General features: G+C 72.7%; 15 protein-coding genes. 10 read left to right on the forward strand and 5 right to left on the reverse strand.

Annotated elements, in window-relative coordinates:
• Positions 1-9 precede the first annotated feature (9 nt).
• The 5 genes from HAV40_RS11970 to HAV40_RS11990 all read left to right on the forward strand — a co-directional run bounded on the left by HAV40_RS11970 (position 10) and on the right by HAV40_RS11990 (position 5120).
• Positions 10-420 carry an ACT domain-containing protein gene (locus tag HAV40_RS11970; protein ID WP_166381017.1) on the forward strand — a complete coding sequence of 137 codons (411 nt, stop codon included), beginning with the start codon at positions 10-12 and terminating at the stop codon, positions 418-420.
• Between the two features lie 92 nt (positions 421-512).
• Complete coding sequence (locus HAV40_RS11975; RefSeq protein WP_166381018.1) at positions 513-1637, forward strand: sensor histidine kinase; 1125 nt, start codon at positions 513-515, stop codon at positions 1635-1637.
• Positions 1634-2317 (forward strand): response regulator, encoded by a 684-nt coding sequence (locus HAV40_RS11980; RefSeq protein WP_166381019.1) that lies wholly within the window; start codon positions 1634-1636, stop codon positions 2315-2317. The genes HAV40_RS11975 and HAV40_RS11980 overlap by 4 nt, the downstream gene beginning before the upstream one ends.
• Entirely contained in the window at positions 2314-2847 is a 534-nt protein-coding gene (locus tag HAV40_RS11985; RefSeq protein WP_166381020.1) for a DUF2269 family protein, read from the forward strand. Before HAV40_RS11980 ends, HAV40_RS11985 begins: the two co-directional genes overlap by 4 nt.
• Before the next feature lie 224 nt (positions 2848-3071).
• On the forward strand, positions 3072-5120 hold the full coding sequence (locus tag HAV40_RS11990; RefSeq protein WP_166381021.1) for an Hsp70 family protein: 2049 nt from the start codon (positions 3072-3074) through the stop codon (positions 5118-5120).
• A 90-nt stretch (positions 5121-5210) separates the two neighbouring features.
• Here the strand turns inward: HAV40_RS11990 and HAV40_RS11995 are convergent, their stop codons facing one another.
• Together HAV40_RS11995 and HAV40_RS12000 are read right to left on the reverse strand one after the other, a co-directional pair.
• Positions 5211-5735, reverse strand: a complete 525-nt coding sequence (locus HAV40_RS11995; protein WP_166381022.1) for a hypothetical protein — start codon at positions 5733-5735, stop codon at positions 5211-5213.
• A 94-nt stretch (positions 5736-5829) separates the two neighbouring features.
• Entirely contained in the window at positions 5830-6957 is a 1128-nt protein-coding gene (locus tag HAV40_RS12000) for an AI-2E family transporter (RefSeq protein ID WP_166381023.1), read from the reverse strand.
• A 92-nt stretch (positions 6958-7049) separates the two neighbouring features.
• Here HAV40_RS12000 and HAV40_RS12005 point away from each other — a divergent pair, with 92 nt between their 5' ends.
• Genes HAV40_RS12005 through HAV40_RS12015 form a run of 3 tightly spaced genes read left to right on the forward strand, consistent with a single transcriptional unit; the run spans position 7050 to position 10281 of the window.
• A complete protein-coding gene (locus HAV40_RS12005) occupies positions 7050-8387 on the forward strand; it encodes an efflux RND transporter periplasmic adaptor subunit (RefSeq protein ID WP_239086962.1) in 1338 nt (445 codons plus the stop codon).
• Positions 8384-9100: an ABC transporter ATP-binding protein gene (locus HAV40_RS12010; protein WP_166381024.1), complete on the forward strand. Its 717-nt coding sequence runs from the start codon at positions 8384-8386 to the stop codon at positions 9098-9100. The genes HAV40_RS12005 and HAV40_RS12010 overlap by 4 nt, the downstream gene beginning before the upstream one ends.
• On the forward strand, positions 9097-10281 hold the full coding sequence (locus HAV40_RS12015; RefSeq protein WP_166381025.1) for an ABC transporter permease: 1185 nt from the start codon (positions 9097-9099) through the stop codon (positions 10279-10281). Before HAV40_RS12010 ends, HAV40_RS12015 begins: the two co-directional genes overlap by 4 nt.
• Before the next feature lie 7 nt (positions 10282-10288).
• Here HAV40_RS12015 and HAV40_RS12020 read toward each other — a convergent pair whose 3' ends face one another.
• Complete coding sequence (locus HAV40_RS12020; RefSeq protein ID WP_166381026.1) at positions 10289-10774, reverse strand: NUDIX hydrolase; 486 nt, start codon at positions 10772-10774, stop codon at positions 10289-10291.
• Between the two features lie 139 nt (positions 10775-10913).
• Here HAV40_RS12020 and HAV40_RS12025 point away from each other — a divergent pair, with 139 nt between their 5' ends.
• Both HAV40_RS12025 and HAV40_RS12030 read left to right on the forward strand, forming a co-directional pair.
• On the forward strand, positions 10914-11327 hold the full coding sequence (locus tag HAV40_RS12025; RefSeq protein ID WP_166381027.1) for a heavy metal-binding domain-containing protein: 414 nt from the start codon (positions 10914-10916) through the stop codon (positions 11325-11327).
• A 76-nt stretch (positions 11328-11403) separates the two neighbouring features.
• Positions 11404-12249 carry a sigma-70 family RNA polymerase sigma factor gene (locus tag HAV40_RS12030; RefSeq protein ID WP_239086963.1) on the forward strand — a complete coding sequence of 282 codons (846 nt, stop codon included), beginning with the start codon at positions 11404-11406 and terminating at the stop codon, positions 12247-12249.
• Here HAV40_RS12030 and HAV40_RS12035 read toward each other — a convergent pair.
• Both HAV40_RS12035 and HAV40_RS12040 read right to left on the reverse strand, forming a co-directional pair.
• On the reverse strand, positions 12246-14342 hold the full coding sequence (locus tag HAV40_RS12035; protein WP_166381028.1) for an amylo-alpha-1,6-glucosidase: 2097 nt from the start codon (positions 14340-14342) through the stop codon (positions 12246-12248). The genes HAV40_RS12030 and HAV40_RS12035 overlap by 4 nt on opposite strands.
• Positions 14339-15544 carry a glycosyltransferase family 4 protein gene (locus HAV40_RS12040; protein ID WP_239086964.1) on the reverse strand — a complete coding sequence of 402 codons (1206 nt, stop codon included), beginning with the start codon at positions 15542-15544 and terminating at the stop codon, positions 14339-14341. Before HAV40_RS12040 ends, HAV40_RS12035 begins: the two co-directional genes overlap by 4 nt.
• Positions 15545-15616: the final 72 nt, after the last annotated feature.

Below are 15616 nucleotides of genomic sequence, written 5' to 3' on the forward strand. Positions count from 1 at the left end.
ATGGCTGTCGTGACCGGAGAACGCGACCTTGGCGCACTGCTGCACGGACTGCAGCCGCAGCGCCACCCGTACGAGTACGTCTTCACCACCGTCACCGGCGTCGTGCCGCCGGGGGTGCACCCGGTCGTCATGGTCGCCGAACCGGAGGGCACCACGCTGGTGGTGATGCGGGCCGAGGCCGACGCGGCCGGGCTGCCGTACGACTTCGTCGCCTCGTGGATCACCCTGCGGGTGCACTCGGCGCTGGACGCCGTCGGGCTGACCGCGGCCGTGTCCACGGCCCTGGCCGACGTCGGGATCAGCTGCAACGTGGTGGCCGGCTACTTCCACGACCACCTGTTCGTCGGCTGCGCCGACGCCGACCAGGCCATGGCCGTGCTGACCGGCCTGTCCACCGCCACCCGCCCGATCAACGCCTGAACCCGGACCGGCGCCTGTACTCCGGCGGGAGTAGGCGGGGTGACTCCCGCCGGGCGACGACGGGAGGGCGGGGCCGCGCCTAGCGTGAGGGCATGACCTGGGAACACCCTCAACGAGTCCGTGGACGCCGGTTCTTTCCGGTGTTCGTCGCCCTGATCCAGATGGTCGGGGTCACCTTCGCGGCGACGGTCGCCGGCAGCCACGGCGGCTTCATCGCGGGGCGCTCGCTCGACTGGCTCGGCTACGTCCTGCTGGCCGGGTCCGCGGCGGCGATGTGGCTGGCGCGCGTACACGTGTACGCCGCTCTCGGCGCGGTCACCGCACTCACCCTCGGCTATGTCGCGCTCGGCTACCCGTGGGGGCCGTTCTTCCTGGCGTTCCTGTTCAGCCTGGTCGCGGCGGTGGTGCTGGGGCACCGCGCCGCGGCCTGGGTCACCGCCGGGCTGGCGTACGCCCTGTTCGTGCTGGTCGGCTGGCGGCTGCGGGACGAGACCCTGCTGTCGTGGCACTGGGTCGTGGTCGCCGCCGTGCTGGTCGGGGTGCTGCTCATCGCGCAGGTGATGCGCAGCAACCGGGACCGGATGCTGGAGATGCGCCGCCGCCGCGTCGGCGACGAGCGGCTGCGGATGGCCCGCGAGGTGCATGACGTCGTCGCCCACCACATCTCCCTGATCAACGTGCAGGCGGGGGTGGCGCTGCACCTGCTCGACGACGACCCGGAGCAGGCCCGTACGGCGCTCGCGGCGATCAAGACGGCCAGCCGGGACACCCTGCGCGAGCTGCGCGCCACCCTCGGCGTGCTGCGTGGCGTCGATGAGCAGGCCCCGCGCAGCCCCGCGCCGAGCATCGACCGCCTCGACGAGCTGGTCGAGCGTTTCGCCGGGGCCGGGCTGCGGGTCGACGTGCGGACCACGGGCACGCCGAGGGAGCTGCCGACGCCGGTGGACCTGGCGGCGTACCGGATCGTGCAGGAGTCGCTGACCAACGTGCACCGCCACGCGGGCGCCGACAGCGCCCAGGTGACCGTCGGCTACGACGTCGACGAGCTGGTCGTCGACATCACCGACCGGGGCCGTGGCGGCGACACCGCCGACGGCAACGGGCTGTCCGGGATCCGTGAACGGGTCGCGTCGCTGGGCGGTACGGTCGCGATCGGTCCGCGTCCCGAGGGCGGGTTCACCGTCTGCGCGGTCCTGCCCACCGGGGGAACCACATGATCAAGGTGTTGCTGGTCGACGATCAGGCGCTGGTTCGCGCCGGGTTCCGGGCCCTGCTGGCCGCCCAGGACGACATCACCGTCGTGGGCGAGGCCGCCGACGGCGAGCAGGGCGTACTCCAGACCGCCGAGCTGCGCCCCGACGTGGTGCTCATGGACATCCGCATGCCGCGCCTGGACGGCATCGAAGCCACCCGCCGCATCGCCGCCGACCCGGCGCTGGCCGAGGTCAGGGTCGTCATCCTGACCACGTTCGACCTCGACGAGTACGTGTTCGACGCGCTGCGCGACGGGGCCAGCGGCTTCCTGGTCAAGGACACCGAACCCGCCGACCTGATCCAGGCGGTGCGGGTGGTCGCCCGCGGCGACGCGCTGCTGTCCCCCGGGGTCACCCGGCGGCTGATCGCCGAGTACGCCCAGCGCTCGCGGCGGCCCAGGGACTCCGGTCGGCTGGCCGCGCTGGACGCGCTCACCGACCGCGAGCGCGAGGTGATGGCCCTGGTAGCCGCCGGGCTGTCCAACGACGAGATCGGCGAGCGGCTGTTCGTCAGCCCCGCCACCGCCAAGACCCACGTCAGCCGGGCGATGGTGAAACTCGGCGCCCGGGACCGCGCCCACCTGGTCGTCGCGGCGTACGAGTCGGGCCTGGTCCGGCCCGGCTGGACGGAGGACGACGCGTGACCGCCACCGCCACCCCCACCCGGCGTGCTCCGCGCCCCCGGCCCGGACCGCCGCGCCTGCCCCGCAACGCGCGCCGCTTCCTGCTCACCGTGCACGTGGTCACGTCCGTCGGCTGGCTCGGTGTCGCGTACGCGCTGCTCGTCATGGCGCTGAGCGCGCGGGCGTCGGACGATCCGGGCAGCCGCGCCACGACGTACGCCCTCATGCTGTCCTTCGACAACGCCGCCATGCTGCCGCTGGGCCTGGCCGCCCTGGTCACCGGTGTCGTGCTCGGTGTGGGCAGCCACTGGGGCGTGCTGCGCCACTGGTGGGTCGCCGTCAAGCTGGTCCTCAACATCGCCGTGCTGGTCGTCCCGATGCTGACCCGCCACCCCGCGCTGGCCGACGCCGTCGACGCCGCCCGCGCCGGCCTGCTGACCGACCCCGCCCAGCAGGTCCTCGACGGCTCCGTCGCCTCCGTCATCGTCCTGACCTTCGCCACCATCCTCTCCACCTACAAACCCTGGGGCCGCACCCGCGCGAACTTCTGAGCCATGATCGCCGTTTCGGGTCGAGACCTGCGGCTGGACCGCAGTTTCCGACCCGAAACGGCGATCTCCGTCCGAAGCCGACCCGTGGCGGGCACTGATCGTTAACGCGGATACGCGAACGGTTAACTCGCCTGCAACAGCCGGTCGTTAGCATCGGCGACGATCAACGCGGCTGACGACGGCGTCACCTCGGGTCGCTTCGAGGCAAACTCGGGAGCTTCGCTATGGCACAGCATCTCCTGGTGGTCGACTTCGGCACGTACCAGACCACGGCGGCGCTCGTCACCGGGGCGCAGGTCCACCCCGTCCCGTGCCCGGTGACCGGCGCGTTCAGCTGGCCGTCGGCGGTCTGCCTGGACGGCGGCGACCTGCTGGTCGGCACGGCCGCGGTGCGCAGGCGCGAGGCGCTGCCGCGCTGGTTCGCCACGGGGCCGCGGCAGTCGCTGGACAGCGGCGAACCGGTCCGGCTCGGCGACCGGCACGCCTCCGGCCAGGAGGTGCTGGCGGTGTTCCTGCGTACGCTGCGGGCCGAGGCGCAGCGCCGGTTCGGGGTCACCGTCGACCGGCTGGCGATGACCGTGCCGGCCGGCTACGCCCCGCACGACGCACGGCGCGACGCCCTCATCGCGCTGGCCGGCGACGCCGGTTTCCCCGACGCTGAACTGGTCACCGACGCGGTCGCGGCGGCCATGGACCCCTACACCCACGGCGACACCCCCGACGGCGCGCTGCTGCTGGTCTGCGACCTGGGCGCGTCGTGGACGGTGTCGCTGGCCCGGATGCACGGCGACCGCCCGCAGGTGCTGGCGCACGAGACGTCGGGCAGCGGGCAGGACTTCGACCGGCTGCTCGTCGACGACCTGCGGGCGGTGCTGCACGACTGGCTGGGCCCGGCGCTGGCCACTGGCGGGGACACCGGCCTGCACGCCCGGTACGCGGCCGGTGAGTTCGTCCGCTCCGTCAAGCACCGGCTCGCCGACGCCGACGAGGTCGTGGACCGGATGACCCCGCACGCGCCGCCGTACCGGCTCGACCGGGGCGGGCTGGAGCGGCTGGCCGAACCCGCGCTGCGGTGGCTCGCCGCGAGCAGCCGCGCCGTGGTGGCCCGCGCCGGATTCGGGCTCGGCGACGTGAGCGGCGTGCTGCTGGTCGGCGGGGCGTCCCGGCTGCCCGCGGCCCGCGCGGTGCTGCACGCCGAGCTGGGCCGCCCGGTGCGGCACCCGGCCGAACCGGAGTACGCGGTGATCCGGGGCGCGGCGCGCTGGGCCGGGCGGGTAGCCGCGCGCCGGGTGCCGGCCAACACCGCGTCGTGGCGGATGGAGCCGCTGAGCTGGGACCTGCCCGACGGCCGGGTCCGCCTGGTGCGCTGGCTGGTCGCGCCGGGTGAGCAGTACGGCCCCGGCGTGGCCCTGGCGCAGGTGCGCACCGCCGACGACCGGGTCTACGACCTGACCGCGCACCGCGAAGGCATCATGATGGAGCACCGGGTCGCCGCCGGAGCCGTGCTGACCTCGGACGTGATCGCGGCGGTGGCCCGCTCGGCGAAGCTGCTCAGCGGCGACCGGGCCGCCAAACGCCACCAGCTGCGCGTCGCCGGGGACTGGCTGCTGACCCCGGACCACGGGCTGCTAGTGGAGTGCGAGCGGACCGGGGCGTACGTGCGGATGCGGTCCATCGCCAACGGCGCGGTCGTCAACGAGGTGCGCCCCGACCAGCGCCTGGGTGGCGGCAGCGGCAAGGTGTTCGTCGGGCCCGGCGGGCGGCTGTCGCTGGTCGCCTGGAACCCCGAGGGGCGGTTCACCGTCTGGGACGTCACCAGCGGACATCTGACCAGCAGCTTCCAGGCGGCGGCGAACAACAGGCCGGTGAAGGTGCTGGTGCACGAGGGCCAGTGGCGGCTGATCGCCGAGGCCGACCGCAAGGTCCACGTCGGACGGTACGTACGCGACGTGGCCACGATGTGGGACCTGGGTTCGGGCACGGTCGTCGAGGAGATGGTCGGCGAGGACCTGCACCGCCGCTACGACGGCTACACCGAGCACAGCCCGCATGACGGCTTCGCGCCGCAGTGCGCCAGCCCCGACGGGCGGCTGCGGGCCGGGGCCGCGGGCACCGCGGTGTGGCTGCACGAGTCCGGCACCGACGAGGAGGTGTTCCGCACCGACATCGCCGCCGCGCGCTCGGTGCGCACCGCCTTCAGCGCCGACGGCCACCACCTGCTGGCCCGATGGTCCACCGACGACACCACCTGCGTCGACGTCTGGCAGGTCTGACGCCGACCCGATCGAGCGCCGGTGGGGTGTCGACGGCGCGACACCTCACCGGCGCTTTCCACCGCCGTGGCGGCACCGCCGGGCCGGAGCTCAGCAGGAGGCGACGGGACGGACGTTCGCGACCGTGGTGAGGTGGATCTCCAGGGTCTCGCCGGCGGCGGTGTTGAGCCACATCGCGCCCGCCGGAGCGCCCTCGGCGACCTCCCCGCAGGCCCTGCTGCCGTTGCCGAGGCTGACCTCGACCGACGGGGCCTGCTCGGTGGGCCACCAGGCCGACAGGCCCGCGAACGCCATCATCGCCACCGCGGCGATCGTGGTACGGATGCCGGTGCGCAGCCGGCCGCTCATCGCGACGGGGTCGGCGGGCGCGGACGGGTCGCCGGTCGGCCAGGCCACCTGGCCGACCATGACGATCGACCACAGCGCCGTCACGAACGCGCCGACCGAGCCGCCGGTGGCCAGCCACTGCAGCCAGGCGGGGCCGGGTGCTTCCGCGCCCATCTTCAGCACGCCGCAGAAGCCGATGAAACCGAGCACGCCGAGTTGTACGCCGTGCCAGCCGCGCGCCGAGTCGATCAGCTTGGCCAGCGGATCGCCACCGTCGACTGTGGACACGGCGGAGGGGTAGTTGCCGTCGGGTTGCATGCCGACAGTCATACCGCATCAAAGGACGTGGTGGTGTGTCGGCCTTCCGTCGGCTCCGCTGCCCTCAGATGCGGTCTAGGTGCGGCATCGCGATCTTCCGCATGGTCAGCTGCACGGCCGCCACCACCGGGATCGCGATCAGCGCGCCGAGCGCGCCCAGCAGCACCGCCCCGATCAGCGCGGACAGGATCACCGCCAGGTCGGACACGTCGACGGAGCGCTTGAGCACCCGCGGCGCGATGACCCAGTTCTCCAGCTGCTGGTACAGGATGAAGAAGATCACCGCGGCGATGCCCGCCTCGGGCGAGTGCGCGAACCCGGCGACGACCACCACGATCGCGCCCAGCGTCGCGCCGATCTGCGGGATCAGGTCGCACACGGCGACGACCATCGCCAGCGCGAATGCGTACGACACCCCGACGATCAGCAGGAACACGAACGTGCTCACCCCGGCGACGAACGCGATGGCCAGCGAGCCGAGCAGGTACGCCCCGATCTTCTCGAAGATCTCGTCGCCGATCTCGCGGGCGGTGTCGCGCCGCGACGCCGGGAACAGCTTGTAGAAGCCCTCCTTGAGCCGCGTCCAGGCGGCCAGGAAGTAGATGGTGAGCACGAACACGGTCAGCACGTTGAAGATCGCGCCGAAGACCGCGCGCACCCCGCCCAGTGCCCCACCCAGCGCCTTGGTGATGTTCTCGCTGGTGACGGCTTCCTTGAGCCGGTCGATCAGGTGGTAGCGCTCGCTGAAGTCGGCCACCTGCTGGTTGCGGTTCAGCTCGTCGAGGTAACCGGGCAGGTTCGTGACCAGCTCACCGGTCTGCGTGATCAGCGGCGGGGCCAGCGCGCCGAGGCCGCCGCAGCCGACCAGCACCACCCCGAGCACGACCACCGCCACCGCCAGGCCGCGCGGCAGCCCGCGCCGCTGCAGCCAGGTCACGGCCGGGTGCAGGCCGATCGCCAGGAACAGCGCGGCCAGCATCAGCAGCAGCACCGACAGCGTCTCGCGCACCGCCCAGGTGAGGATGATCGCGCACATCAGCCCGAGCCCGCCGAGGAAGCCGACGACGAACACGTGCCGGTTGCGCCGGGCCGCCCGCGCGTCCGGGTTGTCCGGGTCCACCTCCGGCCGCCGCTGCACCGGGGGCTTCGCCTGCTTGGCCTCGTCCTGCGCTGCCGTGTCCTCTGCCGCCATCACACACCTCCGCGAAGAGAGTGCCACATCGAACGCGGTCACGGCAGCGCCCGGATGGTCACGGGTCGACGATCCTGGATAGGCTCCGACAGGTGCGCACCCCCCTTCGCAGCACCGCACGACCCGCACTCGCCCTCGGCACGGTGCTCCTGCTGACCTCGCTGACCGCCGCGTCCTGTGAGGACACCCTCGACGTGACCGTCGCCGACGTCGGACGGTCCACCGTCAGCGAGGTCGTCGACGCCCCCGCCTCGGTCACCGCCCGCGCCGCCGCGACCCTGACCGCGCCCGCCGAAGGCACCCTGGCCCGGCTCGCCGTGACACCGGGCCAGCAGGTCGCCAAGGGCCAACTGCTGGCCGTGATCGACTCCCCCGCCACCCGCACCCGGCTGCGCCAGGCCAAGCAGGCGCTCGACGCCTCCAAGCGCTCTGGTGGCGGCGGGGTGCGGGTCGACCTGTCGGCCGCGCGGCGCAAGCTGGACAGGTCGGCCAAGGAGGCGTTCGACCACGCCCGCGACGCCGCCGCGCAGGTCGCCGACCCGTCGACCAGGGACGCGCTGCTCGCGCACGTCACCGCCGCCGAGGCCGGCTACCGGCAGGCGTCGGCCGGGGTGGCCGCGGCTGCCGACGCGGTGCAGCGCGGGGTGGCCGGCCTCGGTTCGGCCATGCAGGCGCTGGGGTCGGCGCAGCGGCTGCAGGCACTGCAGGCGTACGACCTGGCGAAAGCAGGCGTGGACGCGCTGACCCTGCGCGCGCCCATCGCCGGGGTGGTGCAACTGGGCGGCACCTCGTCGGCGGCGGCGGGCCCCGACCTGAGCAGCCTGCTCGGCGGCCTGGGCAGCGGCGCGCCCGCCGCGGTCACCGGCCCGGTGGCCGCGCCCGCCGGGGTGGCCGCCGCACCGGCGATCGGCGCACCGGTCGGCGCCGGGACCGCGATCCTGACCGTCGTCGACACCAGCGTGCTCGGCATCGTCGCCGACGTCGACGAGACAGACATCCTGCTGGTGCGCCCCGGGATCACCGCCGAGGTCGAACTCGACGCCGCGCCCGGTGTCGGGTACCCGGCCCGTGTCGGCGCGGTCGACGTGCTGCCGACCCCGAACAGCCGTGGCGCGGTGGCATACCGGGTGCACCTGACGCTGGAGACCCCGGCGGACGCGCCGACGCCACGGCCGGGCATGAGCGCCGTGGCCCGGCTGAAGGTGCGCGAGGAGACCGGTGTGATCGCGGTGCCCGCCGCGGCCGTGTTCACCGGCGAGGGACACGACAGCGTCTGGGTGCGCGGCGAGGAAGGCAAGGCCCGGCGGCGCACCGTGGTCGTCGGCGCGTCCGGGATGGACACCCTGCAGATCACCGACGGGCTGCGCGAGGGCGAGCGGATCGTGGTGCGCGGCGTGGACCGCGTCACCGAGGGGCTGACCCTGCCGTGACCGCAGACGCCGCGATCGAGGCGATCGACGTGGCCCGCACGTACGCCCTGGACGGGGTGAGCGTGCCGGCGCTGCGCGGGGTGAGCCTGACCATCGCCCACGGCGAGCACGTGGCCCTGGTCGGGCCGTCGGGCTCGGGCAAGTCCACGCTGATGCACCTGCTCGGCGGGCTGGACCAGCCGACGTCGGGCAGGCTGCGCATCGGCGGCCGCGACGTGGCCGGGCGCACCCCGGCGGAGATGGCGCACCTGCGCAACGCCACCATCGGGTTCGTCTTCCAGTCGTTCCACCTGCTGTCGCGCACCAGCGCGCTGGACAACGTGGCGCTGCCGCTGGTCTACCGCGGTATGGGCGCGCGCGAGCGCCGGGAACGGGCCGCGGTGATGCTGGAGCGGGTCGGCCTGGGCCACCGTGTCGGGCACCGGCCCAACCAGCTCTCCGGCGGCGAGCAGCAGCGCGTCGCGATCGCGCGGGCGCTGGTCACCGAACCGGCCGTGCTGCTGGCCGACGAACCGACCGGCAACCTCGACCAGACCACCGGCGCGGCCGTGCTGGAACTGCTGGAGCAGCTCAACACCGCTGAGGGGGTGGCGGTGGTGCTGGTGACCCACGATCGGGAGGTCGCCGCGCGGGCCCGCCGCCAGATCACCATGCGTGACGGCCGGATCGTCTCCGACACCGCCGTCGACGAGGCCGGGGAGGCCGCAGGATGAGGCTGGCGGAGGCGTGGCGGGTGGCGCTGGACGCGCTGCGGGCCAACCGGATGCGCAGCGGCCTGACCATGCTCGGCATGGTGATCGGCGTCGGCGCGGTGGTGATCCTGGTGGCGCTGGGCACCGGCACCAAGAACGAGGTGCAGGCCCAGGTCGAGGGGCTGGGCTCGAACCTGCTGCTGGTCGTCCCGGGCCAGGTCAGCCTCAACGCCGCCCCGGCGGTGTCCCGGCTCGACCAGTCCGACCTGGACGCGATCATCCGGATCGCCGGCGACCGCGACCGGGTGGCCGTGTCGCTGACCTCCGGCGAGAACGTGCGCGCGGGCAACGAGCAGGTGTTCACCAGCCTGCTCGGGGTGCTGGAGACGACGCCGAAGGTGTTCCTGCGCGACGTGCGCAGCGGGGCGTACCTGACCCGTACCGACGTGGAGACCGGCCGCCGGGTAGCGGTGCTCGGCAGCACCGTGGCCAGGACCCTGTTCGGTGAACGCGACCCGGTCGGGCAGCAGGTCACCATCGCCGGGGTGCGGTTCCGGGTGATCGGGGTGTTCGCCCCGCTGGGGCAGAGCCTGGGCGTCGACCGCGACAACGAGGTGCACATCCCGCTGTCCACCGCGCAGCGGCTGCTGGCGACCAAGCGGGTGGACGCGTTCGCGGTCAAGGCACCCGACGCCGAGACCATCGACCGGCTGGGCCGCGACATCGTCGCCGAACTGCACCGCCGTCACCCCGACGAGGAGTTCAGCGCCGTCACGCAGGAGCAGATCCTCGGGGTGCTCGGCGACATCCTGGGGGTGCTGACCGCCGTGCTGGCCGCGATCGCGGGCATCTCGCTGCTGGTCGGCGGGGTCGGGGTGTCCAACATCATGCTGGTCTCGGTGCGTGAACGCACCCGCGAGATCGGGCTGCGTATGGCGCTGGGCGCGCGACCGCGGGACATCGGTCTGCAGTTCCTGCTGGAGGCGGTGCTGCTGACGACCGTCGGCGGGCTGCTGGGCATCGCGTTCGGCGTCGGCGCGTCGCTGGCCACGGCCGCGCTGAGCCCGGTGCCCGCCGCGCTGACCTGGTGGTCGATCGCGCTGGCGTTCGGCGTGAGCTGCGCCGTCGGCATCGTGTTCGGCGTGGTGCCCGCGCAGCGGGCCGGGCGGCTGGACCCGGTCGTCGCGCTGCGCTCCGAGTGACGGCCGGTCAGCGCAGGTAGCTCCAGCTGACCATCTCGCCGTCGTGGTAGGGCATGACGCCGTGGAACGGGCGCGGGTCGTCGTCGAAGACCATCGGCAGCCACTGCCGGTCGCTGGCCCACATCGGGACGTCGTACAGGCGCTCGCGCGGCACCCAGCTCAGGGTGCCCTCGTGGTTGCCCTGGTGGGCCTCGCCGGTGAACGCGTCGACCCGGAACACGAAACCGAACCAGTCCTCGCCGCCCTTGCCGAAGCCGGGCCAGGAGACCGTGCCGCGCAGCGACAGCCGCTGCGCGATCAGCCCCGACTCCTCCTCGACCTCGCGTTTCACCCCGGTGAGCACGTCCTCGTCGCGCTCGACGCGTCCGCCGAGGCCGACGTGCTTGCCGAAGTGGATGTCGCCGGGTCGCTTGTCGCGGTGCAGCAGCAGCACGCTGCCGCCGTCGGGTGACAGCACGTAGGCGAGGGTGGCGATGATCGGCGTGAGCGGCATCAGGTGATCGTCGCACGGGCCTCACGCGCTGGTCGATCTGCCCCATTAACACAAAAAGGTGGTAAATGAGTACCAAATGATTACGCTTTCATTCACGATGGACATACCACACTTATCGGTCGTTCAGGAGGTGGTGTTCATGCGTGACGTCGTCAACCGCGGGGGCGTGCTGGTGGTGACCACCGACCAGTTGCCGGGCCACGTGATCAGAGCCGTGTACGGCGAGGTCCTGGGCCTGTCAGCGCGCACGCTCAGCGCGTACAGCGAAGGGTTCAAGTCACCGGTCGACGGCAGCGGGGTGAGCATGGACGTGCGCATCCACATGCTGACCGAGTGCCGGCTGGAGGCCGTCGACCGGATGGCACGGGTCGCGGTGCGCATGGGCGCGAACGCCGTGCTGGCCATGCGCTTCGACCACCGCCCGATCACCGAGTCGTGGATCGAGATCTGCGCGTACGGCACCGCGGTGCTGGCGGAGGTGGCCAGGCTGCCCCGCCCTAGAAAGCCGGTGATCCCGGCCGCCGAAGCTGACATGTCGTTAAAATCCGCTTAGTGAGTCTGACTGCTGAGGGCCGGTGACCCGATGCCGCGCAGGGCGGCGCGACCGGCGTGACCGGCGGATGGCGGCGATGAGCACCCACGCGGACGCGGTGAGGATCGAGGCGATGCTGGGCTCGGCAGAGCCCCGCGAGCAGGCATGGACCGCCGAGCGGGACCGCCGGGTGTCCGTGGCGCTGGCCAGGCTGCACCGCATCCCGCTGGACGACCCCGCCCGCGAGCATGCCCGCGCCGCTGTCATCCGCGCGGGCATGCCCCTGGCCAAGCGGCTGGCCCGGCGTTTCAGCTTCCGCGGCGAGGACCCCGACGACCTGGTGCAGGTCGCGCTGCTGGGCCTGATCAAGTCGGTGGACCGCTACGACAGCAGCCACGGCGTACGGTTCGAGCACTTCGCCGCCCCGACCATGCTCGGCGAGCTGCGCCGGCACTTCCGCGACCGCGGCTGGGCCCTGCGCGTCCACCGCCACCTGCAGGAACTGCACCTGGAAATCAGCCGCGCGGTGCCGCAGCTGTGCCAGTCGCTGCAGCGCACGCCCGACATCGGTGACCTGGCCGCGTTCCTGGGACGCGACGAGGACGACATCCGCGACGGGCTCCAATGCGCCCACGCGTACGCCATCGGCTCGCTCAACAGCCTGGTGCGCAGCGGCACCGGGTTCGCCGAGCTGGGCGAACTGCTCGGCGAACCCGACCTGCGGCTGGAGTCGCTGCCCGACCGCCACGCCATCGGCCGCGCGGTGGCCGGGCTGTCCCCGCGCGACCGGCACATCCTCGCGCTGCGTTTCGCGGCCGACCTGACCCAGGCCGAGATCGCCCAGCGGCTCGGCCTGTCCCAGATGCACGTGTCCCGGCTGCTCAACCGCTGCCTGCAACACCTGCGCCTGACCCTGTCCGCGCAGGGCGCCGGATCGCCCTAGCGGACCACTGTGGCCGGTTCGGGCAGTCCGTGGACCTCCGCCTCGTTGCCCGTCGCCGTGATCCTCAGCAGCGAACCGGCGAACGGCAGCCGGTCGACGGTCACCGTGCCCCACTCCTGCGGCAGCCGCGGCCGCAGCACCAGGCTGCGCTTGGGCACGTCCAGGTCGAGGCCGAGGAACGCGCGCACCACCAGCAGCGGCGCCGCGCTGGCCCACGCCTGCGGCGAGCACGAGGTCGGGTACGGCACCGGCGGGCGGAACGTCTCGGCCGGGAAGCCGCAGAACAGCTCCGGAAGCCGGCCGCCGAACGACACCGCGGCCCGCAGCAGCCCGTCGGTGAGCCGGTGCGCCAGCTCGACCGCGCCCGGAATGTGGGCGTACCGCATCAGCCCGGCCACGCACAGCGCGGTGTCGTGCGGCCACACCGACCCGTTGTGGTAACTCATCGGGTTGTACGCGCCCATCCGGTCCGACAGCGTGCGCAGCCCGTACCCGCTGTCCATGTCCGGCTCGGACAGCCGCGCGATCATGCGCTCGGCGTGCTCGTCGCTGACGATGCCGGTCCACAGGCAGTGTCCGGGGTTGCTGGACATGGCGTCCATGCGCCGCTTGCGCCCGTCCAGCGCGATGGCGAAGTAGCCCTCGTCGGGCAGCCAGAACGCCTCGGCGAACAGCGAACGCAGCTTGTCGGCCCGGGACCGGCACGACTCGGCCAGCGCCGTCTCACCGAACGCGTCGGCCAGATCCGCGCGGGCCAGCCAGGCCGCATAGGCGTACCCCTGCACCTCGGCCAGCGCCACCGGCGGCTCGGCGAGCTGGCCCGCCGCGTCGTTGACCCCGTCCCAGCTGTCCTTCCAGCCCTGGTTGAACAGCCCACGGTCGGTGGCCCGCTGGTACTCGATGAACCCGTCGCCGTCGCGGTCGCCGAACCCGTCGATCCAGGCCAGCACCGCGTCGGCGGCGGGCAGCAGGGCCCGTACGTCCGACTCGGCCGCGCCCCACTTCCAGGCCTCCCCGAGCAGCGCCACGAACAGCGGGCTCGCGTCGATCGTGCCGTAGTAGTGCGACCCGCCCAGCGCCGACGTGCTCTGCGGGCCGAGCCGCAGCTCGTGCAGGATGCGCCCCGGTTCCTCCTCGGTGGACGGATCGACCTGGCGGCCCTGCAGCGCCGCCAGCGTGTGCAGGGTGCCGACGGCCAGCGACGGATCCAGCGGCAGCGCCATCCACGAGGTCAGCAGGCTGTCCCGGCCGAACAGGGTCATGAACCACGGCGCGCCCGCGGCCACGAACGTGTGCGCGGAGTCCTCGCCCGCCGCGATCCGCAGCGCGTCGAGGTCGCGTACGCTGCGCCGCAGCACCAGACCCAGGTCCTCGTGATGGGTCCGGATCGAGGTGACCTGCCGCCGCCACGAGTGCTCCTCGGCCTCCTCGGCCGTCAGGTGCTCGCGGAAGCGCGGCTCGATACGGCGGCTCTCCACCACCGGATGCACGATGATCTCGGTGCGCCACTCGTCCCGGGCCGGGATGACCACCTGCCAGCTCAGCCCGTTGTGGCTGCTGATCGGCTCGCCGGTGGCGTGCACCAGCAGGCCGCGCGAGTTGTCGGGGCGGCTGAACACCAGGTTCACCCCGCTGGCCTGCGCGTGCGTCGCCGTTCCGGCGGCGTGGCCCTCCTTGACCGCGAACAGGTCGGCGAAGTCGGCGTCGACGTGCAGTTCCAGGTGCACCAACGTGGCCTCACGGCCGACGTTGGTCAGCGTGATCACCTCACGCATGCCCTCGCCGACGACCCGCTCGCGGACCACCAGCAGCGTGCTGTCGGCGTGCCCGGCGGCCGGCGCGCGGCGCAGCATGAACCGCGACGCGAACGTGTCGGTGTCGGCCACCGACAGCGGCTGCGGCTGTTGCCCGTCGACGCGCAGCTGCCAGCACGAGATGATCCGGGTGTCGCGGAAGAACAGACCCTGCGCGCCTCCCGGGTCCATGTCCCCGTCGGGCGCGCAGATGGCGAAGGTGGTGCCTTCGACGATGGTGACCTGACCCTGGCCGAGCGGCTGCGGGTCGCCTGCGTTGAGCGGCGATGGCTGCGTCACCGCTCACCCGCCGAGGTGAGGCGTCCGGCACGCAGCACTGCGCGCCCGCCCCTCGCCGAGAGCCCCGACTTGCCGCGCTCCGCGAGCGCTGCCCGGTATGCCTGCACGTAACCGACCGCCATCCGTTCGTCGCTGAAACGCCGCACCACCTGATCGCGGCAGTCGGCCGGGTCGAGTTCCGACACCGCACGCAGAGCCGCCGGCAGCTCGTCCGGGTGCTCGCAGATGAAGCCGCTCACGCCGTGCTCCACCACCTCGGCCACCGCACCGCCGCGCAGCGCCACCACGGGCGTGCCGCAGATCATCGCCTCGATCATCACCATGCCGAAAGGTTCCTCCCACTGCACAGGAAACAGCAGACAGCGGGCATTTGCCAGCAACTCACGCTTGAGTGTCGCGTCGGCGACGCCGATCATCTGGTCGTTGGGCCCGAGCAGCGGCTCGACCTGCTCGGCGTAGTACTTCTTCTCCGCGGGCTCGGCGCACTTGCCGGCCAGGATCAGCGGCAACCCTGCCGCGTGCGCGGCGTGCACGGCGGTGTGCGCGCCCTTGTCGGCGTTGAACCGGCCCAGGAACAGGGCGTAGTCCTTCTTCTCCCGCTGGAACGGCCAGTCCTGCGGCCGCAGTCCGTTGTGCACTACCCCGATCCAGTTCAGCTCCGGGGCCAGCGAGCGCTGCCGCTGGCTGATCGCTACCAGGGACAGGTCGCGGTCCAAGGTCTGGTAGTAGCCGCGCAGCTCGGAGTCGACCGGCCCGTGCACGGTGGCGATCGTGGGCAGGCCGAGCGCGTCGTACGCCGGGGCGTTCAGCGGCCCGGCGAAGGTGTGGTCGTGGACCACGTCGACCTCGCCCGCGGCGGCCATGGCCTCCACCACCCGGCGGGTCAGCGTGGCATAGATGATCTCGGGTCCGGGCTCGCCGAGCCGCTCGGGCACGGCTCTGTCCCATACCGGCCAGAATCTCGCCTTCGTGCCGTCCCGGCCCGCGCCGATGACGGTGACCCGGTGACCGAGGTCGACCAGCGCGTTGGACAGGTCGGCGAGGACTGCCTCGATCCCCCCGTACGCGGCGGGCGGGATGTCGAAGTAGGGCGGCGCCACCATCGCGATCTTCAACGGAGCGGCGCCGTTGGCGGGCAGGGTGCTCTGCACCCTGGCGAGATGTTCGGGCGTGGAGACACCCTTCACCAGCGTGGTTATCACGGCGTATGCATACCCGGAGTAACCGGCTTTCATGCCTGCCCCGACCTGGACATGATCCAGATCGGGGCCGCT

The sequence above is a fragment of the Catellatospora methionotrophica genome (assembly GCF_011297335.1).
Taxonomy (GTDB): domain Bacteria; phylum Actinomycetota; class Actinomycetes; order Mycobacteriales; family Micromonosporaceae; genus Catellatospora; species Catellatospora methionotrophica.

What these genes read in the sequence shown, in the direction of transcription:
- HAV40_RS11975 (WP_166381018.1), top strand. Translation starts at nt 513, where the DNA reads ATGACCTGGGAACACCCTCAACGAGTCCGTGGACGCCGGTTCTTTCCG.
- HAV40_RS11980 (WP_166381019.1), top strand. Translation starts at nt 1,634, where the DNA reads ATGATCAAGGTGTTGCTGGTCGACGATCAGGCGCTGGTTCGCGCCGGG.
- HAV40_RS11990 (WP_166381021.1), top strand. Translation starts at nt 3,072, where the DNA reads ATGGCACAGCATCTCCTGGTGGTCGACTTCGGCACGTACCAGACCACG.
- HAV40_RS12000 (WP_166381023.1), bottom strand. Translation starts at nt 6,957, where the DNA reads ATGGCGGCAGAGGACACGGCAGCGCAGGACGAGGCCAAGCAGGCGAAG.
- HAV40_RS12015 (WP_166381025.1), top strand. Translation starts at nt 9,097, where the DNA reads ATGAGGCTGGCGGAGGCGTGGCGGGTGGCGCTGGACGCGCTGCGGGCC.
- HAV40_RS12020 (WP_166381026.1), bottom strand. Translation starts at nt 10,774, where the DNA reads ATGCCGCTCACGCCGATCATCGCCACCCTCGCCTACGTGCTGTCACCC.
- HAV40_RS12025 (WP_166381027.1), top strand. Translation starts at nt 10,914, where the DNA reads ATGCGTGACGTCGTCAACCGCGGGGGCGTGCTGGTGGTGACCACCGAC.
- HAV40_RS12030 (WP_239086963.1), top strand. Translation starts at nt 11,404, where the DNA reads ATGAGCACCCACGCGGACGCGGTGAGGATCGAGGCGATGCTGGGCTCG.